Here is a 25138-nt window from a genome sequence, read left to right on the forward strand (position 1 = left end):
CTTCATGGCAAACTGCTTCACCTGCTGGGGCGACACGTAGATGTCGTCGGGCGAAGTCAGGTAGTTGTAGTAGGGCGAGCGCAGAAAGCCGTAGCCACCGTCGGGCATCAGCTCGAACGTGCCTCCGCCGGGCACCACCAAATCCAGGTCCTGGCGGGCGGGGCGCTGGGCTTCGCGTTGCGGCTGGGGCTCGCGTTGCTGGTCGGTGCGGGGCGTGCCATCGGCGTTCAGGGCGCGCTGCTGGCGTTGCAGGTCGCGCTGGGCGTAGCGCTCCTCGCGGGTCTGGTTGCGGTCCTGGCCGTTGCGGGGCTGGTCGTTGCGCGGCTCGCGCGGCTGGCCATCCCGGTTTTCGCGGGGCTGGTCGTTGCGGACTTGCTGGTTTTCGCGGGGCTGGCTGTCGCGGGCGGGGCGCTGGTCGCGGTTGTCGCGCACTTCGCGGTTGTCGCGTTCGAAACGGTCGGCTCGGTTTTCGCGGCGGTCGGCAAAGCCGTTGCCGCCAAACTCACGGCGGCTGTCACGGCTGCCCTCGCGGGTATCGGTGCCGGTTTCGGCTGATTTAGCGGCGGCTTCGGCGGCGGCGGCCGCTTCGGCGGCGATTTTTTCGGCGGCCATTTCGGCGGCGCGCTGCTCGGTGATGGGGCGGCCGGCGCGGTCCACTCGTTCGCGGCGCTCCCGGCGTTCGGGCCGGGCACCGTTGAGCGATTGGACTGTGGCCTCCGCATCGGTATCCGCAGCCGCGGAAGCAGCTTCGGCGGCCGGAGTTACGTCGGCAATTTCGGGCGTCGGCTCATTGGCCAGGGACGCTCCGACGGCATCACCGGCGGGAACCAAAGCCAATCCTTCGATGGGGTCCAATATTTCGACCGTCGGCACGGGAGCTACGACCAGGACCGGGGTTTCGCGGCGCGGTTCGCGCGCCGGGCGGGCGGGCGCCTTGGCCGCAGGCGGTGCTACGTCCGAAAAAGGCTGCTCAGCCGTGCTGGGGCTGGGTCGGCGACTGGCAGCTTTGGTGTTGCGCGGAGCCGCGGCAGGAACTGCCACGGCAACCGGAGCGGCGGCTACGGGCGCCACAACAGCGGCGGCTTGCTCGGCCGGCCCCGGAGTCAGGGCTTGCTGGTCGAGAATTTTATATATCAAATCCTGCTTGCTGAGCCGTTTGAAATTACCCACGTTCATTCGTTCGGCAATTTCTTTGAGGTCGGACAGCAGCCGGTCCTTCAACTCGTTAATGGTGTGCATAAAGGGAATAGGGGAGAAACATCGGCTGGAAGCGAGGGGGCTGGCTGCCCACAAAGGCCCACTGAGGGCGCAAAAAGCCAGCTACGGCACGGAGGCGGCAAGGCCGCGAATTAGCATTCGCAGGGTGCGCGGGCTATATAATAGCAGCACGCGGCGCGCAATGAATAAACAAGAAATTTAGGTGCAGAATGGGCCGCTGGGAAATCAGCAAAAGACGGGCCGAACACGGGCACTGTGGCCCGCTGACCCGGCTACGGCGGCCGGTTGCTCCCGCAATGTTAGGGCATTACGGGCAAACCGCCAAATCGGATGCCGGTCAGCTTGGGTTTAAACACGTAGCGGCAAGAAATAAGTTGCGCCCGCACCGCCGGCGCAGGAAAAAGAGCCGGCGGTGAGGTCAGTTTTATTCCGACCTTTGCCGCCATTCTCCCATTCGCACCCCATGCTGCAACTTTCCGTTCTTCGCGACCAGACCGACCTTGTGCTGGCCGGCCTCGCCAAAAAACGCTACGCCACCGGCCCCGCCGATGTGGCCGCCATCCTCGAACTCGACCAGCGCCGCCGCTCCCTCCAAACCAGCCACGACGCCGCCCAGGCCGAAGCCAACGAGCTGGCCCGCCAAATCGGCGGCCTGATGAAAGCCGGCGACAAAGCCGGGGCCGAAACCCTCAAGCTCCGCACCGCCGAGCTGAAGCAACACACCCAAACGTCTTCTGCCGAGCTGGCCCAAGTGGAAGAAGCCCAGAAGCAACTGCTCTATAAGCTGCCCAACCTGCCCCACGCCAGCGTGCCCGAAGGCCGCTCGGCCGCCGACAACGAGGTGGTGCGCGAACACGGCACCAAGCCTGAGCTGGGGGCCGAGGCCCAGCCGCACTGGGACTTGATTAAGAAGTACGACATCATCGACTTCGAGCTGGGCAATAAGATTACCGGCGCGGGCTTCCCCGTGTACAAGGGCCAGGGCGCCCGGCTGCAGCGCGCGCTCATCAACTTTTTCCTTGATGAGGCCCGGGCGGCCGGCTACACCGAGATGCAGCCCCCGATTCTGGTGAACGAGGCCAGCGGCTACGGCACCGGCCAGCTCCCCGATAAGGAGGGCCAGATGTACCACGACGCCAAGGACGACCTCTACCTCATTCCCACGGCCGAGGTGCCGCTGACCAATATTTACCGCGATGAGATTATTCCGCTCGAAAAGCTGCCCGTGCGCATTGCCGGCCACACGCCCTGCTTCCGCCGCGAGGCCGGCTCCTGGGGCGCCGATGTGCGCGGCCTCAACCGCCTGCACCAGTTCGACAAGGTGGAAATCGTGCAAATCACGGAGCCCGAGAGCAGCTACGCCACGCTCGACACGATGGTGGACCACATCGAAAACCTACTGCAAAAGCTGGAGCTCCCCTACCGCGTGCTGCGCCTCTGCGGCGGCGACATGGGCTTTACCAGCGCCCTGACGTATGATTTGGAAGTGTGGAGCGCCGCCCAGGGCCGCTGGCTGGAGGTCAGTTCGGCTTCAAACTTCGAAACCTACCAGGCCAACCGCCTCAAGTGCCGCTACCGCGCCGACGGCGGCAAAACCCAATTGCTGCACACCCTGAACGGCTCGGCCCTGGCCCTGCCGCGCATCGTGGCCGCGCTGCTGGAAAACAACCAGACGGCGGATGGAATTCAGCTGCCGCAGGTGCTGCACAGCTACTGCGGGTTCAGCAAGATTGGGTAACGGCAATCCGTTTCTACCTTTCACAGACAGCTATTAAGCAATAAATCAGTATAGCATCCATCGGCAGGAACGTTACAAAAACCCATTATGAATATTTGGCTTCGGCAAAGCGTCCTTTTAATTCTGGTTTTTCTCGCCGTACCCGGCCGTGTAAATGCCCAGAATATTGTTACAGGGCAAATTACTAGTGGAGGAATACCTCGCCATTTCATAATTTATGTACCCGCTTCTTACCGACCGGGCACCCGTGTGCCCTTGCTACTGAATATCCATGCCTATGGCTCGAACGATGGCTACCAAATGCGCTATGGTGATTTCCGCTTTATTGCTGACACCGCTAACTTTATCATTGTGCATCCAAATGGTGTTTTAAATAGCGCTGGTGCATTGATGTTTAGCCCACTCTACCCGCCCGCTACTGGTGAGGTAGATGACGTGGCATTCATTTCGTCACTTATCGATACCATCAGTACCCGCTACAGCATCGACCCGAACCGTATTTACAGTACGGGCATGAGTAACGGAGGCTTCATGAGCTACGAGTTGGCCTGCCAACTCAATGGCCGCATCGCAGCTATTGCTTCAGTTGCAGGCGCGCAGAACAGACTCCGACAGGCTGGTTGTCAGCCAGTGCACCCGACGCCAATAATGGAAATTCATGGCACGGCGGATGGCGCCGTTCCTTACGCAGGCGATAGCAATTATGCTTCCATAAATTCTATTCTGAATTATTGGATTCAGTTTAACCGTTGCACGTCAACGCCTATTCGAACGGCAGTGCCTGATATTGACCCAACAGATGGTTGCACCGCCGAGCACTATGTGTGGAACAATGGCCGCAATGGCAGCGCCGTCGAGCACTTCCGAATCATTGATGGTGCACATACTTGGCCGAGTGCTCCTGATTTATATGGCGCAACGAATAAAGACATCGATGCCAGCGTTGAAATTTGGCGGTTTTTACGTCGCTATAATTTGCAGCAACTCACGAAAAGCGAAAACATTCTTCCCCAGCCCCCAAGCATATGGCCCAATCCGGTGGATGACAGCAACGTGCTAACTCTTGCCGTAGGAGCGCCGATTGAGCCTATTGACGTGCAGGTTTTCGATGCCCTTGGCCGTAAAGTATCGGTGACAGGGGTCAGCAACCCCAATGGGTTGAGCTTGGACACGCATTTTTGGCAACATGGCCTATACTTAATGCAGGTCAAAGTAAATCAAATAGTTTACCATCAAAAACTGATTAAGTAACTTTTTGGCAGGCAGCCTACGTTGCCTGCCAAAAGTAAAACGGGCTAATACTCCGCCATTTCCTGGTCCACATAACACCAGAGCCAGCGCTCGCCGCGCTCGGCGGAGGCGACTACGGGGTGCCGGGTGGCATGGAAGTGCTTGGTGGCGTGCTTGTTCTTGGAATCATCGCAGCAGCCGACATGGCCGCATTCCTGGCACACACGCAGGTGCACCCAGGTATCGCCGAGGGCCACGCACTCGGGGCAGATGTGCTGGGCGGCGGTTTTGAGGCTGGTGAGGGCGGTGAGGTGCTGGCAGGGTTCAGACATGGCGGGGGCTGGTTGCGTTATGATTCGAAGTTAACGACCACCGCCGGGAATTGGCCAATTCAGGTCCACCTTCTGGTCCCGCATGCACTTAAAATGGCCTTGCGGGCACTTATCGAACCCGATTTTGGAGCACGGCCGGCAGTTGAGGCCCTTTACTTCCAGCGTCTGGTATTCGGTGCGGTACGGGTACATGCCGAATTCGGGCACGGTGTTGCCCCACACGCTGAAAATCTGCTTGCTGAAGGCGGCGGCAATGTGCATCAGGCCGGTATCGTGGCTCACCACAAAAGCGGCCTGCCGCAGCAGCGAGGCCGACTGGTGCAGCGAGTAGCGCCCGCAGCCGTTTTCAATGGGTGAAGGTTCAACCGCCCGGTGCATTGCGTCAATCACGGCTTCGGCCACGGCCGCATCTTCGGGGCCGCCGAGCAGCACAATGGGGCGCGGGGCCAGCTTGCGGCACAGCTCCACCAGCTTGTCCAGCGGCAGGCGCTTGGTGGCGTGCTGCGCCCCGATGGCCACGGCCGCGTAGCCGTTCCGGAATGGCGCAGGCAGCGTGGCAAGGGCCACTTCCTGGCCCGCAGGAATGAAATAGTCGAGCCCCTGGCCGTCGTCCTGCACGCCCAGCGGCGCGGCGGCGGCCAGGTAGCGCTGCACAATGTGAACGCGCGGCAGCCTGTCAATCTTGAAGTTGACCAGCAGCCACTTCTGCCAGTTCAGCTTGTCGAAACTGCTTGATTTCACGCCCAGCCGCAGCTTGATAATGCGCGTCCGCAGGTTGTTGTGCAGGTCGATGACGTAGTCGAACCGCTCGGCTTGGAGCTGCTGGACCAACTCGCCCAGGCTGCCGGTGAGGCAATGCACTTTGGCGATGTGCGGGTTGGGTTCCAGCAGGCCGCGGTAGCCGGGCTTGGTGGCGAAATGGACCTCCGCGCCCGGCACTTGCTGCGCCAGCGCCCGCACCACCGGCGTGGTCAGCACGATGTCGCCAATGGAAGAAAAACGGAGAACGAGGATTTTCACGCTACTCGAACAGCGACTTCTTGTATTCCAGCGGCGGTTTTATCGCGGCCTTGCGCGCTTCGAAATACGCGGCCATCTCGTCTACCGACTTGGCGTTGAACGTCATTTCCTTCGTCAGATGGCCTTTCCGGCCCATCAGCACGCCGTAGCGCATGTCCTCGTAGCCGTTGGTGTGGTGGGCGTCGGGGTTGATGCTGAGCTGCACGCCCTGGTCCAGGGCGTAGCGCACCCAGCGCCAGTCCAGGTCCAGCCGCCAGGGGTTGGCGTTGATTTCAATGACGACGTTGTGCTGGGCGCAGGCATCGATGACGGCTTTGTAGTCGATGGGGTAGCCCTGGCGGCGCAGCAGCAGGCGGCCGGTGGGATGGCCCAGCATGGTGGTATACGGGTTTTCGATGGCGCGCAGCAGGCGGTTGGTGGCCCGGGCCTCGTCCATTTTCAGATTGGAATGCACGGAGGCCACGATGAAATCGAAGCTGGCCAGCACATCATTAGGATAGTCGAGCGAGCCGTCGCCAAGGATGTCGCTTTCGATGCCTTTGAAGATGCGAAACGGGGCCAGCTCGGCGTTCAGCTTGTCGATTTCCTGGTGCTGCTGGCGCACGCGCTCCACGCTCAGGCCGTTGGCGTAGTGGGCGGCCTGGCTGTGGTCGCAGAGGCCGAGGTATTCGTAGCCGTGGTCGCGCAGCCAGGTGGCCATCTCGCGGATGCTATGGTTGCCGTCGGAGTAGGTGCTGTGGTTGTGCAGGGAGCCGCGCAGGTCCTTGTCTTCCAGCAAGTGCGGTAGCTTTTGCTCGGCGGCCAGGGCAATTTCCCCCAGGCCTTCGCGCAGCTCGGGCACAATGAATTGCAGGCCGGCTTTCTCATAGAGGGCTTCTTCCTGCTGGAATTTTTCGCGCCGGGCCCACTGGCGCAGGGTGCCCGACGTGACAAGCGGCTCGCTGAGGTGCTCTTCGGCGGCCGAATTCAGGAATAGCTCGGTGGTAAAATCCTCCGGGGCCACCAGCAGCACCTCCACCTGCACCCCCGATTCGGTGGCCGTGCCGCGCCAGGCAAACGGGCCCGAGCGGCGCGGGTCGGCGGTGAGGCCGGCCAAGCCGTTGAGCAGCTTATGGGCTTTTTCGGGCGTGGTGGTGACGGCCACGAGGCGCACGGTTTCCACGGTTTCGAGGCGGCGGCGGATTTCGCCAGCCACGGCTACTTGCTCGGTTTTCAAGGTGTCGCGCAGGTGCTGGGCGAGGTCATCGGCCAGCTTTTCGGCCTGCGGATACAGGAGCTTGCCCTTGCTCTGGCCGGCAAACTCCAGCGATTCCAGAATGGATTCCTGGGTCTTCTTGCCGAAGCCTTTCAGCTTGCTGACCTGGTCAGTTTCGGCGGCCTCGCGCAGCTGCTCAATATTTTCGATGCCCAGCTCGTGCCACAGGGCCCGGATTTTTTTGGGGCCGATGCCCTTGATGCCCAGCATTTCGACCACGCCGGGCGGCGTGACATCCAGCAGGCGCTTCAGGTCCGAAAACGTGCCGGTATCGAGCAGCTCAGCCACCTTGGCGGCGGCGGTTTTGCTCAGGCCGGTGCGGTCGGGCAGGCCGGAGCGCTCCACTTCCGCTACCGGAAAGCTGAGCGCATCCAGCGCGTTGGCCGTGCCTTCGATGGCGCGGATTTTGAACAGGTTTTCGTCGTGCAGCTCCATCAGCTGGGCGGCCAGCTTGAAGGCGCGGGTCAGGGCGCGGTTATCCACGGGGCAAGGGGTTTTGTGGCAACGAATGTAGCTTATTCGGGTGCTTACGCGGTTCAGCGGCAAGCAGCCAATTGCCGGCCCAGCTCGTACCCGCCTGATTGGCCTTACCTTGCAGCCTCACACTTTTCCCCAATAAACCATGCTCATGCCACCTGCTTTCACCCGTTTGCTGCCGCTGTCGCTGCTCTTGCTGGCCGCCACCTGCCAGCAGCGCAAGCCCGCTACCGTAGTTGCCACCTCCCCCGCTTCGATGAAACAGCTCGAAGGCACCTGGCTCAGCTCGCGGGAAGAAGACCACGGCGATTCCCTCGTGTACCGGCCCAACACCTACAAATTTCCACCCTCGCGGGGCCGCACGGGCTTTGCCATCAAGCCATTCGGCCGTTTCGAGCAGTTCGATATTGCCCCCACCGACGGCCTGGCGGGCCGCCCCGGCACCTGGACCGCCGACGGCCCCACCCGCCTGCGCATCCACCTGACCGAGGGCCAGGAACCGGACTATACCCTGGAAATTCTGTCGATGGAAAAGCAGGTGCTGAAGCTGCGGCGGCTGTAGCCGGCTCAGCGTTTGCAACGGGCCATTGGTCGGCGCGCAACGCCTGACCGGCGACGCTTGCTACTGGCATTCATTCAGTTTTCATCACAACGGCAGGAGTTTTGTAATCACGGCCGGCACGCGCAGGCAGCGACCGGATTTCAGCTCCTGCCCGGCTACGCCGTAAACCTCACCAGCCCGCCGGAACGTTGTCGCGGCTGCTCATCCCTAATGATTACTAGCATGTTATTCGCAACCTCTTTCGGCCCCGTGCGGGCTTTCGTTCTTGGGCTGGCTTTGCTTGGTGCCGGCTCCGCATTGGCCCAAAAAACCACTGTTAAGGCCAAAAACGGTAAGGTGAAGGCCAAAACCACCGATGTCGCCGGCGCCACCGGCAGCAAGAGCAAGGTGGTAGCCGCCGTGCCGATGCCGAGTGCCCCGCAGCCTGCTTCGCCCGTAGCCTCGGCGCCACAGGCCGTGCTTTCGCCCCTGCCGCCCACGCAGGAGGCCGTGGCCGCAGCAGTGCCCGCCCCGGCAGACCCCAAAGCCGAAGGACTGACCGGCTGGATTACCGACCTGGGAGCCGCCCAGGCCGAAGCGAAAGCCACCAACCGGCCCATTCTGGCCGTTTTTTCGGGTTCGGACTGGTGCAAGCCCTGCATCATGTACGAACAGGAGGTTTTCTCGAAACCGGAGTTTTCCGCCTACGCCAAGGACAAGCTGGTACTGGCCCACTTCGATTTTCCGCGCCAAAAGCGCAACCAGCCCACGGCTGCACAGCTTAAGCTGAACGAGGCGGCCGCCGCCCAGCTCAACCGCGAGGGCGACTTTCCGCTGGCCGTCGTCATCGCCCCCGATGGGAAGGTGCTGGCCAAAACCGGCTACATCGCTGGCGGCCCGGCCGCCTTCGAGGCTTACCTGAAAAAAGTGGTGCCCAATCTTTAGGAAATCTTAAGGATTGGGGCGGGAATTGCGCGAACCAATTGCCGGACCTTCGGACTTCTCCTAACACTATGCGAATGAATCGGAAATCCGGGCCGGGCGCGTGGGCGTTGCTCATCATGTTGCTTGCGGCATGGTCGGGCAGCGCCCAAACCGTTTTGCCCCAACGCCACACCTTCACCCGCAGCGAGCACCTGATGGGCTCGCACTTCACCTTCACGGTGGTGGCCGAGAACGATTCGGCCGGGCAGCGCGCCCTGCGGGCCGGCCTGGGCGAAGTGCGGCGCATCGACCACCTGATGTCGTTTTGGGATTCTACGTCCGAAATAGTGCACATCAACCGCATGGCGGGCCTGAAGCCGGTGGCGGTTTCAGTCGAAACCTTTGACCTGATTACTCGCACGCTGCGCCTGTCCAAGCTCAGCGACGGCGCGTTCGACATCAGTTTCGCCAGCGCCGACAAGCTCTATCATTTTGACCGGCAGGCCCACCCTGCCCTGCCCGATTCGGCCGCCGTTCGGGCGTCGGTGCGGCGCATCGGCTGGCAGAAAATTCAGATGGACGCCGTTAAACACACGGTTTTCCTGCCCTCAACCGGCATGCGCATCAACCTGGCGGGCATTCTGCAGGGCTACGGCCTGCGGCGGGCCAAGGAGGTGCTCGACAAGTTGGGCATCAAGGGCGGGCTGATGAATGGCTCGGGCGACATCTACTGCTGGGGCCGGCAGGCCGACGGCTCGCTCTGGCGCGTGGCCATCGGCGACCCCGACCACCCCAATAGCGTGGCCGCCTGGGTTGATGTGACCGACATGGCCGTGGTGACGGCCGGCAACTACGAGCAGTATTTCACGGTGGGCGGGCAGGTGTACGGGCACATCATCAACCCGCACACCGGCTACCCGTCCATCGGTCTGCGCTCGGTCACCATCATCTGCCCCGATGTGGAACTCGCCGATGGATTAGACGAAGTCGTCTTCGTGAAAGGCCCAACCGCCGGTTTGGATTTTATTAACCGATTGAAAGGCGTTGATTGCACGTTGATAACCGACGACAACCACACGCTGGCCTCGCGGGGCATGACATTGAATTATTACCACGGCGCTACCCCGGCCGCGCACCCCTGATTTATCGACTTACCGTACTCATGACCGTGAAAAGACTGTCCCTGTTTGCGCACCCCCGGCTGGCGCTGGGCCTGCTGCTGCTGCCGGTGGTGGTGGCCCTGCCCAGCTGCGTCTCGGTGAAGGCCTACCAGAAAGTGTACCTCAACGACGAAGACATGAAGCTGGCCAGCAAGACGGTGGAAACGCCCGAAACCAACTTCGAGAGCTACCGCGAAGGGGCCGGCGGGGCCAACGGTGGCAAAGTAGGCGGCGGCTGCGGCTGCAACTGAGCAATACCATAGAACCCACAAGAACGTCATGCAGAGCGTAGCGAAGCATCTCGCGTGTGGTAGTAACTCAATCGTGAAAACGTTCGCAATTAGTGTTAGCAAGCGAGATGCTTCGCTACGCTCTGCATGACGTTCTATGCTGCTAATATTTCTCCCTTGAAAAAGCTATTATTCTCCTTGCTGGCTTTTAGCGCCTGGGCCGCTCCGGCCCTGGCCCAGACGGGCACCACGCAAAACCCCAACCGCATCGACGGCTACGGCGCGCCGGTGAGCCCCTCGGTGCCGGTGAGCCGCGCGGCCGACGAAACGACCATCGACATCATCGGCGGCTACTACCAGCAAACCGGCAGCCACGGCGCGGTGGAGGGCGGCCGCGGCACCCAGCAGCTCACCGACGTGCCCCCGGCCATCATCGTCAACGTGCCGCTCGACACGGTGAGCCGGCTGACGGTGAACGTCGGGGCCGACTTTTACGCCTCGGCTTCGACCGATAGAATTGACTTTGCGCTGAGCACGCCGTCGGCGCACGACGTGCGTTTCCACGGCGACTTTGGCTACAGCCGCGAACAAAAGGCCAAGGGCACCATCTGGGGCGTGGGCGCGGGCGTGTCGAAAGAATACGACTACCTCTCCTTCAACGTGGCCGGCTCGTTTGCCAAAACTTCGCAGGACGGCAACCGCCAGCTGAGCCTGGCCGGGCAGGTGTTTCTCGACCAGGTGACGCTGATAACGCCCCTGGAGCTGCGCAGTACCTATACCTCAACCAATCCCAACGCCCGCGCCGACAAGAACTACGGCACCGACACGCGCCAGACCTACAACTTCACGGCCAGCTACTCGCAGGTGCTCACCAAGCGCCTGCAGGCCGCCGTCAGCACCGAGCTGGTGTCGCAGAATGGCTTGCTGAGCACGCCGTTTCACCGGGTGTACTTCAAGGACAATCCGGACCCCAACCTGGCCCCGACCCTGGGTAGCGACTTTTCGACGCGCTTCCCCAGGGCGGCCCGCATCGAAGCCCTGCCCCGCTCGCGCTTCAAGTATCCCGTCAGCCTGCGCCTGAACTACTACGCTTCCGACTTAATCCAGATTCGAGGGTTCTACCGTTTCTATAACGACAATTTTGGCATTACCGCCCACACCTTCGAGCTGGAGCTGCCGGTGAAGGTGTCGCAATTCTTCGTGGTGTACCCCTTCTACCGCTACCATACCCAGACGGCGGCCACGTACTTCGCGCCCTTTGCCCAGCACTCCGTCAACGACCAATACTACACGTCGGACTACGACTTGTCGGCCTTTTCGGCTAACAAAGTGGGCCTGGGCCTGCGCTATTCGCCGGTCTACGGCATCGGCCGTTTCCGTGTGCCGGGCAAAAACGCGCAGGGCCTGCCGCGCGTCATGCGCCTCAAGTCGCTGGACTTGCGCTACGCCAACTACCAGCAGACGGGCAGCACCATCTACACCGCCGAGAACCGGGCCGACCTCAAGGCCAACATCGTGAGCTTCGACCTGGGCTTTGCGCTGTAAGCAACGATAATGAAAAAGTAGCCGCAAGGTTTATTTCCTTTGCGGTGTGCAAAACAGCGGCCGGCCGGCATCTATGCCTGTGCCGGCCGTTTGCATTTGCCCCCCGCTTACTCCCGATTTCCCCACCTCTCCCCCTCCCCCACTTGAAACACTGGCTCGTTAAATCTGAACCCGAAGCCTACTCCTGGGCCACCTTCGTGCAGGAAGACGGCACCGCCTGGACCGGCGTGCGCAACTACCAGGCCCGCAACAACCTGAACCTGATGCAGCCCGGCGACCTCGTGCTGTTCTACCACAGCGTGAGCGAAAAGGCCGTGGTGGGCATTGCCGAAGTGGCCGCCCTGCCCGCCCCCGATGCCACCGCCGAAGCCGGCTCGCCCTGGGTAGCCGTGGCCTTACGCCCCGTGCAGCCCCTTTCCCAGCCCGTGAGCCTGGCCCAGCTCAAGGCCGATGCGCGCCTGAGCGAGCTGGCCCTGCTACGCCAGTCGCGGCTGTCGGTGCTGCCCGTGCGGCCCGAGGAATTCGACGCCGTACTGGCCCTGGGCGCAAATTAATGACGTTAAATAAAGCAATTCGGCGCGGCACACAAACGACGGGTTCTGTTGTAACTTTCGCGTAGTAACCACTCGTTGGAGTAGGTATTTCCAGCTGCTTGTTAAGGCATAAGGGCATGAAACTCCGCTACTTTTTTCTACTGCTTTCTCTTGGCGTGCCGGGCCTTTCGCCCGCGCTGCATGCCCAAAAACACGCCACCCCGTCTCCTCCCCCGCCGGCCAATGCGCCCAGGCAAACGGCCCGCACCGAGCTGCTCCTGGAGCAATCGGACAGCGAAGTGCACGTACAGGCCCTGCCCGCCGATAGCACGGTGGTGCTGCTGCTGGGCCGCGAAAAACCCCTTTCCAGCAAGTCGACCTTCGTTTTTCAACAATACGACCGGGACCTGCACCTGCGCCAGGAAACGCCGCTGGAGGTGCCCGACGAGTTCAATTTCACGCGCATGTGCGCCGAAGGCAACACGGTGTACGCCTTGTTTTCATCGCGCAACACGCCCGGCCGGCTTTGGGTAGCTGCCTACAACGGCCGGCTGGCCCAAGCCCGCACGCAGCAGTTCGAAACGCGCCTGAGCCGGGAAATAGTAGAGTTGAAGGCCCTGGATGGCCGCCTGTTTGCCACCGTGCTGCTCAACGACCAGCTGCACGTTACGGCCCTGCTGCTCGACGTGGCCACCGGCCAGATGCAGTACCTGTCCTCCATCTACGAGCCGCTGCCCATGCAGCTCACCTTCGTGGCCGACGCCGCCACCCGCCGTGCCGAGTACGTGCTGAGCCAGACCAACGGCCGCAAATCGCGCCTCCTGCTCAAGCAACTCACCGACCGCGGCCAGCTCGTCAGCTCCGAGTTTGTGCAGGCCGAGAGCGACCGCAGCCTCATCACGGCCCAGCTCACGCCGCCGCAGGATACCATGGCCCGCCTGCTGATGGGCACGTATTCGCTGCGTGACCCCACTTACGCCCAAGGCCTGTTTGCCACCGACCTGCGGCCCACGGCCACGCCCGGCACCAAGTCTCCGCTACGGTTCTACGATTTCCTGCACCTGAAACACTTCTTTGATTACCTCAAGCCCAGCCGCCAGGCCCGCCTGCGGCTGCGCACCGACCGCCGCATTGCCCGCTCGGTGCCGCCCCTGCGCTGGCACTACCGCCTGCTGCTGCACGAGCTGCTGCCCCAGGCCGACGGCGGCTACGTGCTGGTGGCCGAGGTGTACTACCCGCACTACCGCTACAACAGCTACGGCAGCTACATCGGGCCGGTCAATAGCCTGGGCAACCAGTACGGCACCTCGCCCTACGCCAGCTCCCGCGTGTTTGACGGCTACCAGACCACCCATGCCCTCGTTTGTGGCTTCGACCGCGCCGGCACTCTGCTCTGGGACAATATTTTCGTGGTCGAAAACCTGCGCCGCTCCGAGCTGGAAGAAGCCATTCGCCTGCAAGCCCTGCCCGATGGCCGCCTCGTGCTGGCTTACCTCGACGAAGAAAAGCTGCGCTACAAGCTCATCAGCGGCGCCGAATCGGCCCCCAACGACCAGCAAGTCCTCATCCAGACCGGCTCCGGCGACACCACCAGCGGGGCCGAGCACGCCAGCGACACCTCCCAGGCCGACTTGCTGCCGTGGTTCGGCAGCCGCTTCGTGGCCACCGGCTACCAGCGCGTGCGCACCGAGCACGGCAAAGACCGGGAAGTGTTTTTTCTGAATTCGGTGGTGTTTTAATACCGACGGAGCAAGGCCAGAACTAAAAAACGGCCATGCTGAGTGCAGCCGAAACATCCGGCGTGCAACAATAATTCTTCCGGTTGGGCGAGTGAATTACTTGGCACGCGAGATGCTTTGGCAAGCTTAACATGACCGGTTTTTTCTGTCGATTGGTCATTACAAACCCATCTTCTTGCCACCTTTACTTCATGATAACCAAACTCCGCTTCCCCGCTCTCTTCCTGTTCATGCTATTGGTGGGCTGCCGTGCGGGCGGCCCCAGCAGCCCGGCCCGCACCGTGGCATCGTTTTTTTCTAAATACGAAGGCCGCGAAGGGTTCAAAACCACCGATTGGTCGGCCGATTTGCTCCAGCGCCTGGCCCTGGTGAAAGCGGCCAAGCTCCTCGGCGGGTCCGACCTCACCAACGGCATCACCGGCATTCGCTCGGCCAAAGTCATCACCTTCGCCCCCACTACTGCCGCCGCCAAGGCCCTGGCCAACGAGGGCCTGCGCGCCGAAGCCACCGGCATTCTGACCGGCAATAAGTACGAGCCCATTTCAACGGGCTCGGCCCTGGGCAACGACTACCAGGTAGCCGTGCGTGCTTCCGGCGACAAAGTCTCCGAGTTTGCCGCTACCGGCAAGCTGCCCGACGTGGCCGATTCGTTCGTGCTAGTGGCCGTCGACGGCAATTTCACTCGCTCGCAGGTGCAGGCCCTGGCCAAGTACCTGCCGCAGCTGGTGCAGGCCACCAGCAAGTAAGTTGCTAATGGGTTGGTGTGCTGATGCGCTCAATTTTAAACCGCTCAATTGCAAAAGAGCCGATTCTAGCAATAGAACCGGCTCTTTTGCAAACAACGACGACCGGTCGGACCGCCTAAGGCGGTCCGACCTGAGCGGTCGGCCTTCATTAGCCAATCAGCGCCCCATCAGGTCCTCAATCTCATCGGCCTGCAAGGGAATATTGGCCATCAAATCCTCGTTGCCATTGGCCGTGAGCAGAATATCGTTCTCCAGCCGAATGCCCAGACCCTCTTCGGGAATGTAGATGCCGGGCTCCACGGTGTAGACCATGCCCGCCTCAAAAGTGCGGTACTTATAGCCCACATCGTGCACGTCGAGGCCGAGGTAGTGGCTGGTGCCGTGCATAAAATATTTCTTGTAGAGCGGCGCGGCCGGGTCCTGGTGTTGAACGTCGGAGGCGTTTAGCAGGTCCAGTTTGATGAGTTCCTGCTCCATGCACTCGCCTACTTCTTTGTGGTAAGCCTCAATTTCGGTGCCCGGGATAAGGCGCGTTTTGGCGAAGGCCATCACGGCCAGCACCGAGTCGTACACCTGGCGCTGGCGCAGCGTGAACTTGCCATTTACGGGAATAGAGCGTGAGAGGTCGGCGGCGTAGTTGGCGTACTCGGCCCCGAAATCCAGCAGAATCACGTCGCCGTCCTGGCACTGGTTGTCGTTGGTGGTGTAGTGGAGCACGTTGGCGTTTTTGCCGCTGGCCACGATGCTGCCGTAAGCCGGCCCCCGGCTGCGGTTGCGCATGAACTCGTGCACGATTTCGGCCTCAATCTCGAACTCCCACACGCCCGGCTTCACAAAGCCCAGCAGCCGCCGAAACGCCTTGCCCGTGATGTCGCAGGCCTGGCGCATCACCCGGATTTCCTCGGCGCTCTTGATGGCGCGCAGGCTATGCACCAGCGGCGCGGCGCGGCGGTAGGTGTGCAGCGGGTACTGGCTTTGCAGCATTTTGATGAAGCGGGCGTCGCGCGTTTCCACCTCAATCACCGCCCTGATGTGCTCATTGGAATTCAAATACACGTTTTCGGCCTCGTTCATCAGCGCGGGCAGCACCGATTTGAAGCTCTCCAGCCACATAACATTCGGGATGCCGGAGTTGGTGCGGGCCTCGTCCCGGGTCAGCTTGTAGCCTTCCCAGATGAGAATATGCTCGGAGGTCTCTTTCAGGAAAAGGATTTCGCGGTGCTGCGGCAGCCGCGCATCGGGGAAAATAACGAGGATGCTTTCCTCCTGGTCGACCCCGGAAAGGTAGAACAGGTCGTTGTTTTGCCGAAAAGCCATGGTGCCGTCAGCATTGGTCGGCATGATGTCGTTGGACTGGAAAATGGCCAGCGAAGCCGGCGGCAACAGCTCACGGAAGCGGCGGCGGTTTTCAACGAATAGTTCGGGGGCAAGCGGGGCGTAGCGCATGGGCAAGGGTTGGTTGGGAATGGGAGGCGCAAGTTAGGCAGGCTGGCCCGGCCGCCGGGGCACAAAAAAACCCCTGCCCGTCGGGGCAAGGGTTTTCTGAAACCAGTCCGCAATGCCTACATCTTGGTCTCGGTCTTCTTCACGCTCGTTTTGTTGGTTTTGTAACGCATGTCGGGCGTGCCGTCGGCTTTCATGGGACCGGTCATTTTGGTCGTTTTGGTCGACTTATTTTCCGAGTAGCGCATATCGGGCGTGCCATCGGCTTTCATTTTGGTGCTGGTCGAGGTTTTGGTCATGCCCGAAGGCGTGCTCATGGTGCTCGACTTGCTCATCGTGGCCGAACCCTTCGTCATGGTCGACGACTTGTGCATACCCGCCGGGTTGCTCATCGTGCTCGACTTCGTGGTCGTGGTTGTGGCCGGCGTTTGGGTTTTGTGAGTACTCATTTTCGACGAGCTGGTGCTCATCGTCGTAGTGGAAGCCGCGGGCGTGGTAGTGGGTGTTTGGGCCAGTGCAGCGGAGCTGCCAAGCAGGCTCAAAGAAACAAGGAAACCAACAATGCGTTTCATAAAAGGTGGGAATTAGTGGTGAAAATATGGGCCTGCTACGGGGCTTCGGGCCCCATAGTTGACCGGAAATGTAGCTATTTTTTCGGGTTTGGAACGCCGGCGGGCTTTTGCGTGAAACGCAGATTAAACCCCGGTCCAATCGCGGCCTCCAACCAACATCATTTCCACACCTCACTTCCCCATTATCCCATGAAAAAATCCCTGTTTTCGCTCATCGCTGCCCTCGCGCTCCTCACCGTTTCACACACTGCCTCGGCCCAAACTGCCACCCCCGGCATCAACGCCCGTGAGCGCAACGAGCGCGCCCGCATCCACCAGGGCGTGGCCTCCGGCGAGCTCACCCGCCCCGAGGCTGCCCGCCTCAAAGGCCGCGAAGCGGAAATCCGCCAGGACAAGCGGGCCGCCAAAGCCGATGGCGTGGTGACCCGCGACGAGCGCCACGACATTCGCAAGGACGAAAGCCAAGCCAGCCGCGCCATCTACCGCCAGAAGCACGACGGCCAGGCACGCCCACGTATAGTGCGCTAAGCCAGAGCCCCTGTTCTTACTACGGGTTAAGTTTATTGTCCCTGCATTCTTATCGAATGCAGGGATTTTTTATGAATTTATAATGAAATTTAAAATTTATATATTATTTTAGTGCAAAGGGAATTGGCTGACAGCTCAAATTCCCAATAGTTTGCCTCACACTTTTAGCCTTACTGTTATGAAACAACTCTGCTACTCCCTGTTCACGGCTGGCAGCCTTGCTCTGTTGATGCCATCGGTGCAAGCCGCCGTTATTCGGCATGTCCCCATTGACTCACCCGCCGATGCCCAGCGCAAAGCGGCACGGGCAAGAAAAGCCATGGCCCGCGAGAAGGTGGCCACCGCCAACAAGGCCGCCCTGCTCACCAGGCACTCATCGGGCACCCAGACGGCCAAGTTCCACAGCAGCCTGCGCGAGTTGCTCGGCTTTGAGGACAGCAAAGCAGCAAACTTGCACGCCAAGCTCGACCGCCAGTTGCACCAGCACCAGAAACACCTTAAAGTCAAAGCAAAAATCGCCGCGAAGGCCCGCCGGGCCCACGCCCATGCGTAAGCGCTGCCTGCTTGCAACTGAGTCATTTCGGCCAGCATCACACAAAAAAAGCCCCTCGCTTGCATAGCGAGGGGCTTTTTTACTTAGCAGCCACGATTAAGCTATTCGTCACCAGTTGTCAGGCTCCCAATCGTTTGACTGACAACGAGCCACTGACAACCCGGTTGCTTTTAAACGAGAGCTTAAGCCGTTACCTGCGCTTCGAGTTTTTGGGCGAGCACGTGCTTGGGCACGGCGCCTACTTGTTTGTCAACGATTTGACCGTTTTTGAAGACCAGCAGCGTCGGAATGCTACGGATGCCGAACTTCATGGAAGTCTGGGGGTTGGCGTCAACGTCAACTTTGCCCACGATGACTTTGCCTTCGTATTCGCCGGCCAGCTCCTCTACCACGGGGCCTACCATGCGGCAGGGGCCGCACCATTCGGCCCAAAAATCGACCAGTACGGGCTTGTCGCCGCTGATGATTTCATCAAAGTTGGCGTCGGTTATCTCAATTGCTTTGTGTCCCATTTCAATTTGGGTTGGGGTTTAAAGAATAGTCTGGCGTGTACGGCCAACGGGGTCGCAAGGTAGCAGATTGGATGGTTAAACATAGTAGGCCGGGGAAAGTTCAGCGCGATGTTGTGAGCCGGGCCAGAGGTTGCATTTTCTCGGCGAATACGCAGAACATCATGCCGAGCATAGTCGAAGTATGTTGCTTGTAATCATATATTTTACCCTTCAAATAAAAAAATTTACTCCTGCACGCGAGATGCTTTGGCTCCGCTCAGCATGATGTTTTTTTCTTATGCCCAGCTTCTCTAAATCAGCGTGCAAACCTCCATTTCCATCTCGTGCATCTTCTCGATGAAGGTTTTGGGCTCAATCTGAAACTTGCGCGAGAACATATCCACGGCCAAATGCTCGTGCGGCTCCACGAACTGAATTTCCAGCCGCTTGTTGCCCGGTGCGTGGTCGATGGCATCCTGCAGACGGTCGAGCATGGGGCCGGTTACGGTGCGCAGGTCCAGCTTCACGCGCACGCCTTTGCTGCGCTTTTCGGCCACGTCGGCCAGGGGCTCCATGGTCAGGATGCGCAGGTCCCACTGGTCCTGGGTGTGGCGGCGCAGTTCCTGTTTCAGGCGCACGTACATGGGCGGCACCTGTTCGTTGGGGTAGTTGCGCGGGTTGATGAGGGGCGCGAATTTGGTGTAGTCGTCGCGGAACAGGGCCGGGTTGATGCTCGTTTCGTAGTCTTCCAGGGTGAAGGTGCAGAAGGGCTGGCCGGTTTTCGTGGTCTTGAATAACACGTTGTTAATCAGGCCAGCCACGGCAATTTCCTTGTTTTTGATTTCGTCCACCTTTTCCAGTCCGCAGGTGCAGTAGGCCTCCAGCTCCAGCTTGAAGGCATCGAGCGGATGGCCGGAGAGGTAGAAACCCACCACTTCCTTCTCGCGGCGCAGCTGCTCGGTTTTGCTCCAGGGCTCCATCTCGTGCATCTTGGGCAGCGGCGCGGCCACGGCTCCGAATGCGCTGGCCCCAAACAGGCTGTGCTGGCTGCTTTCTTTGGCGGCGGCGTGCTGCTGGCCCAGCTTCATGGCCTTTTCGATGAGGCTCTGGTCGCCGGCCGGGGCATCGAGGTACAAGCGGCGGTGCTTGTCGAAACCATCGAACGCACCGGCCTGGGCTAGGCTTTCGAAGGTTTTTTTGTTCACGGTGCGCAGGTTCACACGCTTGGCAAAGTCGAAGATGTCCTGATAGTTGCCGGCTTTTTCGCGCTCCTGCACCATGCTTTCCACCGCCAGTTCGCCCGCGCCCTTCACCGCGCCCATGCCGAAGCGAATGGCCCCTTCCTGGTTCACGTTGAATTTCAGCAGGCTTTCGTTCACGTCGGGCCCGAGCACGGGCACGCCCTGTTTGCGGGCTTCCTCAATGAAGAACGTCACCTTCTTAATATCGCCCATGTTGTTGGTGAGCACGGCGGCCATGTACTCAGCCGGGTAGTTAGCCTTCAGGTAGCCAGTTTGATACGCCACCACGGAATAGGCGGCCGAGTGCGAGCGGTTGAAGCCGTACTCGGCGAATTTCTCCATCACGTCGAAGACTTCGTTGGCTTTTTTGGCCACGATGCCGTGCAGGTTTTTGGAGCCTTCGATGAACTTCTCGCGCTCCAGGGCCATCTTTTTCATGTCCTTTTTGCCCATGGCCCGGCGCAGCAAGTCGGCGCCACCGAGGGAATAGCCGGCCAGAATCTGGGCCGTCTGCATAATCTGCTCCTGGTACACCATGATTCCCTGGCTGTATTCCAGGATGGGTTTCAGCAGCTCGTGCGGGTACACCACTTCCTCGCGGCCGTGCTTGCGGTTGATGAAGTTTGGAATGAACTGCATCGGGCCGGGCCGGTACAGGGCGTTCATGGCAATCAAATCCTCGATGTTAGTTGGCTTCAAGTCCTTGAGGTACTGGCGCATACCCTCGCTTTCAAACTGGAACGTGCCAATGGTATCGCCGCGCTGGTAGAGCGCGTAGGTCTTCTCATCGTCGAGCGGAATGTCGTCGATGTCGATTTTCACGCCGTGGTTCCGCTCAATCAGATTCATGGCATCCACGATAACCGTCAGGGTTTTGAGGCCCAGAAAGTCCATCTTCAGCATTCCCGCTGACTCAATCACCTTGCCGTCGAACTGCGTGATGAGCAGGTCCGAGTCTTTGGACGTGGAAACGGGGATGTACTTCGTGATGTCGTCCGGCGCAATGATGACGCCGGCCGCGTGGATACCGGTGTTGCGCACCGAGCCTTCGAGCTGGGTGGCGAGGCGCAGGATGTGGCCCTTGAGGTTGTCCGGCGATTCGTCGCGCCGAATCATGTCCAACTCCTGGTTTTCGGCGAAGGCTCCGGCGAGCGTGGTACCGGGCTTTTCGGGCACCATCTTGGTCAGGTCGTTGGTCTGCGGCAGGGGCAGCTCCATGGCCCGCGCCACGTCCTTGATAGCCGACTTGGCCGCCATCGTGCCGAAGGTGATAATCTGGGCCACCTGGGTTTTGCCGTACTTATTCACCACGTAGTCAATGACTTTCTGACGGTTCACGTCGTCAAAGTCAATGTCGATATCGGGCATCGACACGCGCTCCGGGTTCAGGAATCGCTCGAAAAGCAGCGAGTACTTAATGGGGTCGATGTTGGTGATGCCCACGCAGTAGGCCACCGCCGAGCCGGCGGCCGAGCCCCGGCCCGGCCCCACGGCCACGCCCACCGAACGGCCGTGGTTGATGAAATCCTGCGTAATCAGAAAGTAGCCCGCAAAACCCATGGTCTGGATGATGCGCAGCTCATAATCGAGCCGCTCCTCAATTTCGGGCGTGCGGATGGAGTAGCGCGGCTTCGCGCCCTCAAACGCGCCCTTGTAAGTCAGGTCGCGCAGGAATTCGTCGGCGTTGGCGAACTGGGGCGGCAACGGGAAGTTAGGCAGCAGAATGTCGCGCTGCAGCTTGGGGGGCGTGATTTTGTCGACAATCTCATTGGTGTTGTCCACGCTCTCCGGCACGTCGCTGAACAGCTTGTTCATCTGCTCCTGGGTCTTGAAGAAGAACTGGTCGTTGGCGAAGCCGAAGCGGGTGTGCGGCTTGGGCTTCTGCAGCTCCTCGTCGATGCGGCGCAGCTGGCGCTGGGCTTTTTCGTCGCGGCTGTGGTCGCGGCGCAGGTTGTCGAGCAAGTCGTATTTCACCTCGCCCTGGCCGGTCATCAGGGTGTAGTAATTGGTGTGGATATCCCCGATTGGGTTGCTGTGCTCCTCGCCGGTGTTCACACACAGCAGCAGGTCGTGGGCCGCGTAGTCCTGCTGGTTGACGTAGTGCGAGTCGTTGGTGCAGATGACCTTGACGTTGTGTTTGTGGGCCAGGCGCAGCAGCACCTGGTTCACGTCTTCCTGGCTTTTGCCGGTGCCGTCGAAGTTCATCAGGCCGTGGCGCTGGATTTCGATGTAGTAATCCTCGCCGAACATATCGAGCCACCACTTCAGCTTTTCCTCGGCTTCGGCTTCGGTTTTGAAGAGGATGGTTTGCGGAATCTCGGCCCCGATGCAGCAGCTGGTGGCAATCAGGCCCTCGTGATACTTCTCCAGCAGCTCTTTGTCGATGCGCGGGAATTTGGAGTACACGCCCTCGATGAAGCTCATCGAGCAGAGCTTGCTCAGGTTGTGGTAGCCGGCCTGGTCCTTGGCCAGCAACAGCTGGTGGTGGCGCACGTCCTTCTCGCCTTTCTCGCGGCTGAAGGCTTTTTTGTGGCGGTCCTCCACCAGGTAAAACTCACAGCCCACGATGGGCTTCACGTTGTACTTGTTGGCCTCGGCCACGAAGTTGAACGCGCCGAACATATTGCCGTGGTCGGTGAGGGCCACGGCGGGCATGCCATCGGCCTGCGCCTTCTTCATCAGGGCCGAAATGCTGGCCTGGCCGTCGAGCAGCGAGTATTGCGTGTGGCTGTGGAGGTGCGAGAAAACGGGCATCTTGGAGGGCTGAGTTTTGAGGGTTGAGTTTTGAGTTTTTGGCTGATTCAACTCAGCATTCAACCCTCAAAACTCAACCCTTCTGGTAAAGATACCCCCGATTCGAGGGCCTGCCAAACCCCATTTTCCTGCTCCCTGATTCCCTGAGCACTACGTTTTCTCAGCAAATTTCGAGCGCCGCAGCTACTTCGCGCTGCTTTGTACCCGCAGTACCTCCCCTATTTTCACCGACATATCCGGCTTGTTATTCCACGTTTGCAGGTCGGTAACCGTCACCTTGTAGAGGCGGGCAATGCTGTACAGCGTTTCGCCTTTGGCCACGGTGTGCTGCGTAGCTGTTCCTGCCATGGGAGCTGGCGCAGGCTGCGATGCGGCCGCAGTAGCAGCGGCCGGAGCTGCTTTTTTAGGCATATACAGCAGCGCCGGATTAATCTGTCCCGTTGAATGGTTCGCCGGAACTGGCGCCGGCGCCGGCACCGCTTTTGCCACGGCAACAGCTGGCGCGGGCTCCTGCCCTTTCAGCGTCAGCACCTGGCCCGTCACCAGGCCGTAGGGCGGAGCCAGGTGGTTGATGGCTATCAGCGTGGCCGGCGGAAGCTGGTAGAGCCGGCCGACGGAATACACCGTTTCGTGGGCCGCCACGCGGTGGGTAGCATCGGCCGGAATGGGGCGAATGGTGGGAGCCGCCAGCTTGGGCGCCGCCGCTGCCACGGCTGCAGCTGGGGCCGCCGGCTTAGGAGCAACCGCAACCGGGGTAGCGGCAACCGGAACCACTGTTTTCGCCGGTACAGGTTTAGCCGGCGCGGGTGCGGGCGTTGCGGGGGCTGGCCTGGACACCACCACGGCCGGCCGGCTGGCAACGGGAGCCGCCACGGTCGAATCCGGCTCACGAAGCTCATCGGTGAGGGGCGCGGGGGCCGGGGCCGCGGCGGGTGGCGGCAGGTACGTCACCTTTTGGGGGGAAGCGGCGGCCGCCGGGCGGGCTGGGGCGGGCCGTGGCGGGGCGGACACGGCAGGCACCGGCGCTGCTGGCGCGGGAGCAGGCGCCACAGTAGCATTCGACGTGGCCGTGGCCAGGGCTTCGCCCCAGCCATCGGCCTCCTCCTTCACCACGCGCTTGGTTTCGGCAGTGCCGCCTTTGACCTTAATCTTGACCTTAACACCTCCCAGTGACTCGGTGCGGCGGGCGGAAACGGCTTCGTTCAGCTGCTCCACCAACACGTCGTTGCCCGTGGAAATAACGGCGACAGTAGGCCGCTCCAGGGCCGCGCCTTCCGGCAGGGCACGGTATTCGATGGCCACCTCGCGGGGCCGCGTATGTTGCAGCCACAGCACCCGGCCGGGCCGCAACTCCTCGACACGGGCCATGCGGTTTTTATTGTAGACGGCCTTTTGGCGCATTCCGTACTTCTGGGCCACGTCGAAAATGGTTTCGCCGGGCTGCAGCACGTGGTATTCCACGGCGGCCGCGTCGCGCTTGCCTTCCAGGTAATAGGGCCGGCCGGCCATGGCTGCATCGAAGCCCGTCAGCTCATTATGGTGCAGAAATTCGCCCTGGCGCTGGTGGGCGCGGCGGGCCAGGTCGGCGGTGGTTTCGCCGGGCAGGGCAATGAGGGCCCGCAGGTTATTCACGCGCACTTCGGCGGTGTTGGCGGCTACGGTGGGCGCATTCAGCAGTTCGCCGCGGCTTTGCAGGCGCTGGTTGGCCACGATGCCGGCGGCCTGGGTCACGTCGCCCACGGGCACGATGAGCGTGTAGGCTTTGTCGGCGGGCACGGCGGCGGCCAGCAGCCAATGGTTGTGCGTGGCCAGGGCGGCCGGGTCGGCGTGCAGCGTGAGGGCCTGGGCTTCGAGGGTTCGGCCGGCCACGGCCGGGAATTCCTGGAGGCGCAGCGCGGGCCTGGGGTTCAGGCCACAGGCCGGCTCGAAGGCCACTTTCTGGGCCAGAAACGTCAGCACGTAGGGCGACGTGGCCTCGGTAATGGCCATTTCGGTGGCGTCGAAATCGGTGGGCAGTGTGTAGGGCTTCACGCCGCCCAGGCCGGTATAGTAGCTCAGTAGGGCGTCGAGCCAGTTGTGCAGGCTGGTGTTGCTGCGGGTGAGGTAGCGGGCGGCGGCGCGGGTGCTGGCCGTGAGGTGCTGGCGCTCATCCACGGCGTCGTTCACGGTCAGCCCCAGGCCGGTGGCGGTTTCCTGCTTGAGCTGCCAGTAGCCCACGGCTTCGTGGTTGCTGCGCGCATCGCCTTGCAAGGCACTTTCCTGCAGGGCCAAGTAGCGGAAGTCGAGCGGCACGCCCTCTTCCTTCAGCACGCGGTCGATGATGGGAAACGAGGCATCGGCCAAATCGACCCGGGCCTGGAACGAGGGCTGGTGGCGGCACAGGCCGTCGGCCTTTTGCTGCACCAAACGCTGGGCTTCCTCGTTCAGCACGAGGTGCAGGCCGGCCACGTCCATGGCGGCGGGCACGTCGGGGTGCGGGCGGGCGGGCGCAATGGGCTGGGCCACCAGCGGGCCGGCCAGGGCCGTTATCAGCAGTAGAAAAGCAACGGGATTTCGCATAAGCAACGCGGGCAGAAGGCGGCCAGGGCGACGGCTTTCGACCCGAAAGCTACAAAGAACCTGATTTCTGGGCAATTCAGGCCAACAGTCCGCCAGGCTGAACGCCGCGCCGCCTCTTCACGGCAGTGACTACCCCGCCCCGGCCGGCCCCAAGGCTACGCTCGACCTGCTCGGCCTGCCCGCCGGCTGCTACCTGCTGCGCGGGGCCGGCCCGGTGCAGCGCCTGCTGGTGGAGTAGCGCCCTCCTCCTCACCCGGCTCAAAGCCCGCCACCCGTCCGGGTCGGCGGGCTTTTTTGGGGTTTGGCGGC

General features: G+C 61.2%; 21 protein-coding genes. 12 read left to right on the forward strand and 9 right to left on the reverse strand.

Annotated features, from left to right (window positions below; genetic code table 11):
* Window positions 1-1239, reverse strand: a 1239-nt coding sequence (locus J4G38_RS19710; RefSeq protein ID WP_226163586.1) for a transcription termination factor Rho, incomplete at its 3' end; no start/stop codon positions are given.
* 442 nt (window positions 1240-1681) lie between these two features.
* On the opposite strand from J4G38_RS19710, the gene serS reads away from it, so the two are divergent.
* Window positions 1682-2956, forward strand: coding sequence for a serine--tRNA ligase (serS, locus tag J4G38_RS19715; RefSeq protein WP_210520503.1), 1275 nt, complete (start codon window positions 1682-1684; stop codon window positions 2954-2956).
* An 87-nt stretch (window positions 2957-3043) separates the two neighbouring features.
* Window positions 3044-4207 carry a T9SS type A sorting domain-containing protein gene (locus tag J4G38_RS19720; RefSeq protein WP_210520501.1) on the forward strand — a complete coding sequence of 388 codons (1164 nt, stop codon included), beginning with the start codon at window positions 3044-3046 and terminating at the stop codon, window positions 4205-4207.
* A gap of 44 nt (window positions 4208-4251) precedes the next feature.
* Here J4G38_RS19720 and J4G38_RS19725 read toward each other — a convergent pair whose 3' ends face one another.
* Genes J4G38_RS19725 through J4G38_RS19735 form a run of 3 tightly spaced genes read right to left on the reverse strand, consistent with a single transcriptional unit; the run spans window position 4252 to window position 7276 of the window.
* Window positions 4252-4518: a UBP-type zinc finger domain-containing protein gene (locus J4G38_RS19725; RefSeq protein WP_210520499.1), complete on the reverse strand. Its 267-nt coding sequence runs from the start codon at window positions 4516-4518 to the stop codon at window positions 4252-4254.
* 30 nt (window positions 4519-4548) lie between these two features.
* Window positions 4549-5538, reverse strand: coding sequence for a glycosyltransferase family 9 protein (locus J4G38_RS19730; protein WP_210520497.1), 990 nt, complete (start codon window positions 5536-5538; stop codon window positions 4549-4551).
* 1 nt (window position 5539) lies between these two features.
* Entirely contained in the window at window positions 5540-7276 is a 1737-nt protein-coding gene (locus tag J4G38_RS19735; RefSeq protein ID WP_210520495.1) for a helix-hairpin-helix domain-containing protein, read from the reverse strand.
* 145 nt (window positions 7277-7421) lie between these two features.
* Between J4G38_RS19735 and J4G38_RS19740 the strand changes: the two genes are divergently transcribed.
* The 8 genes from J4G38_RS19740 (at window position 7422) to J4G38_RS19775 (ending at window position 14688) form a co-directional block, all read left to right on the forward strand.
* Window positions 7422-7832, forward strand: coding sequence for a hypothetical protein (locus tag J4G38_RS19740; RefSeq protein WP_210520493.1), 411 nt, complete (start codon window positions 7422-7424; stop codon window positions 7830-7832).
* Window positions 7833-8054: 222 nt separating this feature from the next.
* Window positions 8055-8756 carry a thioredoxin family protein gene (locus J4G38_RS19745; RefSeq protein WP_210520491.1) on the forward strand — a complete coding sequence of 234 codons (702 nt, stop codon included), beginning with the start codon at window positions 8055-8057 and terminating at the stop codon, window positions 8754-8756.
* A 74-nt stretch (window positions 8757-8830) separates the two neighbouring features.
* A complete protein-coding gene (locus tag J4G38_RS19750; RefSeq protein WP_210520489.1) occupies window positions 8831-9877 on the forward strand; it encodes an FAD:protein FMN transferase in 1047 nt (348 codons plus the stop codon).
* Between the two features lie 71 nt (window positions 9878-9948).
* Entirely contained in the window at window positions 9949-10146 is a 198-nt protein-coding gene (locus tag J4G38_RS19755) for a DUF4266 domain-containing protein (protein ID WP_394371066.1), read from the forward strand.
* 156 nt (window positions 10147-10302) lie between these two features.
* Window positions 10303-11670: a DUF3570 domain-containing protein gene (locus tag J4G38_RS19760; RefSeq protein WP_210520485.1), complete on the forward strand. Its 1368-nt coding sequence runs from the start codon at window positions 10303-10305 to the stop codon at window positions 11668-11670.
* Between the two features lie 143 nt (window positions 11671-11813).
* On the forward strand, window positions 11814-12224 hold the full coding sequence (locus J4G38_RS19765; protein ID WP_210520483.1) for an EVE domain-containing protein: 411 nt from the start codon (window positions 11814-11816) through the stop codon (window positions 12222-12224).
* Window positions 12225-12340: 116 nt separating this feature from the next.
* Window positions 12341-13942 (forward strand): hypothetical protein, encoded by a 1602-nt coding sequence (locus J4G38_RS19770; protein ID WP_210520481.1) that lies wholly within the window; start codon window positions 12341-12343, stop codon window positions 13940-13942.
* A gap of 191 nt (window positions 13943-14133) precedes the next feature.
* The gene (locus J4G38_RS19775) at window positions 14134-14688 is read left to right on the forward strand and encodes a DUF4252 domain-containing protein (protein ID WP_210520479.1); all 555 of its coding nucleotides are present in this window, start codon (window positions 14134-14136) and stop codon (window positions 14686-14688) included.
* Between the two features lie 156 nt (window positions 14689-14844).
* On the opposite strand, the gene J4G38_RS19780 is transcribed toward J4G38_RS19775, so the two are convergent.
* Window positions 14845-16134 carry an aminopeptidase P N-terminal domain-containing protein gene (locus tag J4G38_RS19780; RefSeq protein WP_210520477.1) on the reverse strand — a complete coding sequence of 430 codons (1290 nt, stop codon included), beginning with the start codon at window positions 16132-16134 and terminating at the stop codon, window positions 14845-14847.
* Window positions 16135-16250: 116 nt separating this feature from the next.
* Window positions 16251-16703 carry a hypothetical protein gene (locus J4G38_RS19785; RefSeq protein WP_210520610.1) on the reverse strand — a complete coding sequence of 151 codons (453 nt, stop codon included), beginning with the start codon at window positions 16701-16703 and terminating at the stop codon, window positions 16251-16253.
* Between the two features lie 189 nt (window positions 16704-16892).
* Between J4G38_RS19785 and J4G38_RS19790 the strand changes: the two genes are divergently transcribed.
* Both J4G38_RS19790 and J4G38_RS19795 read left to right on the forward strand, forming a co-directional pair.
* Window positions 16893-17231, forward strand: a complete 339-nt coding sequence (locus tag J4G38_RS19790) for a hypothetical protein (protein ID WP_210520475.1) — start codon at window positions 16893-16895, stop codon at window positions 17229-17231.
* A 178-nt stretch (window positions 17232-17409) separates the two neighbouring features.
* The gene (locus J4G38_RS19795; RefSeq protein WP_210520473.1) at window positions 17410-17784 is read left to right on the forward strand and encodes a hypothetical protein; all 375 of its coding nucleotides are present in this window, start codon (window positions 17410-17412) and stop codon (window positions 17782-17784) included.
* Between the two features lie 182 nt (window positions 17785-17966).
* On the opposite strand, the gene trxA is transcribed toward J4G38_RS19795, so the two are convergent.
* The 3 genes from trxA to J4G38_RS19810 all read right to left on the reverse strand — a co-directional run bounded on the left by trxA (window position 17967) and on the right by J4G38_RS19810 (window position 24829).
* Entirely contained in the window at window positions 17967-18296 is a 330-nt protein-coding gene (trxA, locus tag J4G38_RS19800) for a thioredoxin (RefSeq protein WP_092677057.1), read from the reverse strand.
* Window positions 18297-18586: 290 nt separating this feature from the next.
* The gene (gene dnaE, locus J4G38_RS19805) at window positions 18587-22270 is read right to left on the reverse strand and encodes a DNA polymerase III subunit alpha (RefSeq protein WP_210520471.1); all 3684 of its coding nucleotides are present in this window, start codon (window positions 22268-22270) and stop codon (window positions 18587-18589) included.
* A 183-nt stretch (window positions 22271-22453) separates the two neighbouring features.
* Window positions 22454-24829, reverse strand: a complete 2376-nt coding sequence (locus J4G38_RS19810) for a LysM peptidoglycan-binding domain-containing protein (protein WP_210520469.1) — start codon at window positions 24827-24829, stop codon at window positions 22454-22456.
* Between the last annotated feature and the right edge of the window lie 309 nt (window positions 24830-25138).

It is taken from the genome of Hymenobacter terricola (assembly GCF_017921975.2).
Classification (GTDB): domain Bacteria; phylum Bacteroidota; class Bacteroidia; order Cytophagales; family Hymenobacteraceae; genus Hymenobacter; species Hymenobacter terricola.

Coding starts and splice junctions, on each gene's coding strand:
- serS (WP_210520503.1), top strand. CDS start 1,682: ATGCTGCAACTTTCCGTTCTTCGCGACCAGACCGACCTTGTGCTGGCC.
- J4G38_RS19720 (WP_210520501.1), top strand. CDS start 3,044: ATGAATATTTGGCTTCGGCAAAGCGTCCTTTTAATTCTGGTTTTTCTC.
- J4G38_RS19725 (WP_210520499.1), bottom strand. CDS start 4,518: ATGTCTGAACCCTGCCAGCACCTCACCGCCCTCACCAGCCTCAAAACC.
- J4G38_RS19740 (WP_210520493.1), top strand. CDS start 7,422: ATGCCACCTGCTTTCACCCGTTTGCTGCCGCTGTCGCTGCTCTTGCTG.
- J4G38_RS19745 (WP_210520491.1), top strand. CDS start 8,055: ATGTTATTCGCAACCTCTTTCGGCCCCGTGCGGGCTTTCGTTCTTGGG.
- J4G38_RS19750 (WP_210520489.1), top strand. CDS start 8,831: ATGAATCGGAAATCCGGGCCGGGCGCGTGGGCGTTGCTCATCATGTTG.
- J4G38_RS19770 (WP_210520481.1), top strand. CDS start 12,341: ATGAAACTCCGCTACTTTTTTCTACTGCTTTCTCTTGGCGTGCCGGGC.
- J4G38_RS19775 (WP_210520479.1), top strand. CDS start 14,134: ATGATAACCAAACTCCGCTTCCCCGCTCTCTTCCTGTTCATGCTATTG.
- J4G38_RS19780 (WP_210520477.1), bottom strand. CDS start 16,134: ATGCGCTACGCCCCGCTTGCCCCCGAACTATTCGTTGAAAACCGCCGC.
- J4G38_RS19785 (WP_210520610.1), bottom strand. CDS start 16,703: ATGAAACGCATTGTTGGTTTCCTTGTTTCTTTGAGCCTGCTTGGCAGC.
- J4G38_RS19790 (WP_210520475.1), top strand. CDS start 16,893: ATGAAAAAATCCCTGTTTTCGCTCATCGCTGCCCTCGCGCTCCTCACC.
- J4G38_RS19795 (WP_210520473.1), top strand. CDS start 17,410: ATGAAACAACTCTGCTACTCCCTGTTCACGGCTGGCAGCCTTGCTCTG.
- trxA (WP_092677057.1), bottom strand. CDS start 18,296: ATGGGACACAAAGCAATTGAGATAACCGACGCCAACTTTGATGAAATC.
- dnaE (WP_210520471.1), bottom strand. CDS start 22,270: ATGCCCGTTTTCTCGCACCTCCACAGCCACACGCAATACTCGCTGCTC.
- J4G38_RS19810 (WP_210520469.1), bottom strand. CDS start 24,829: ATGCGAAATCCCGTTGCTTTTCTACTGCTGATAACGGCCCTGGCCGGC.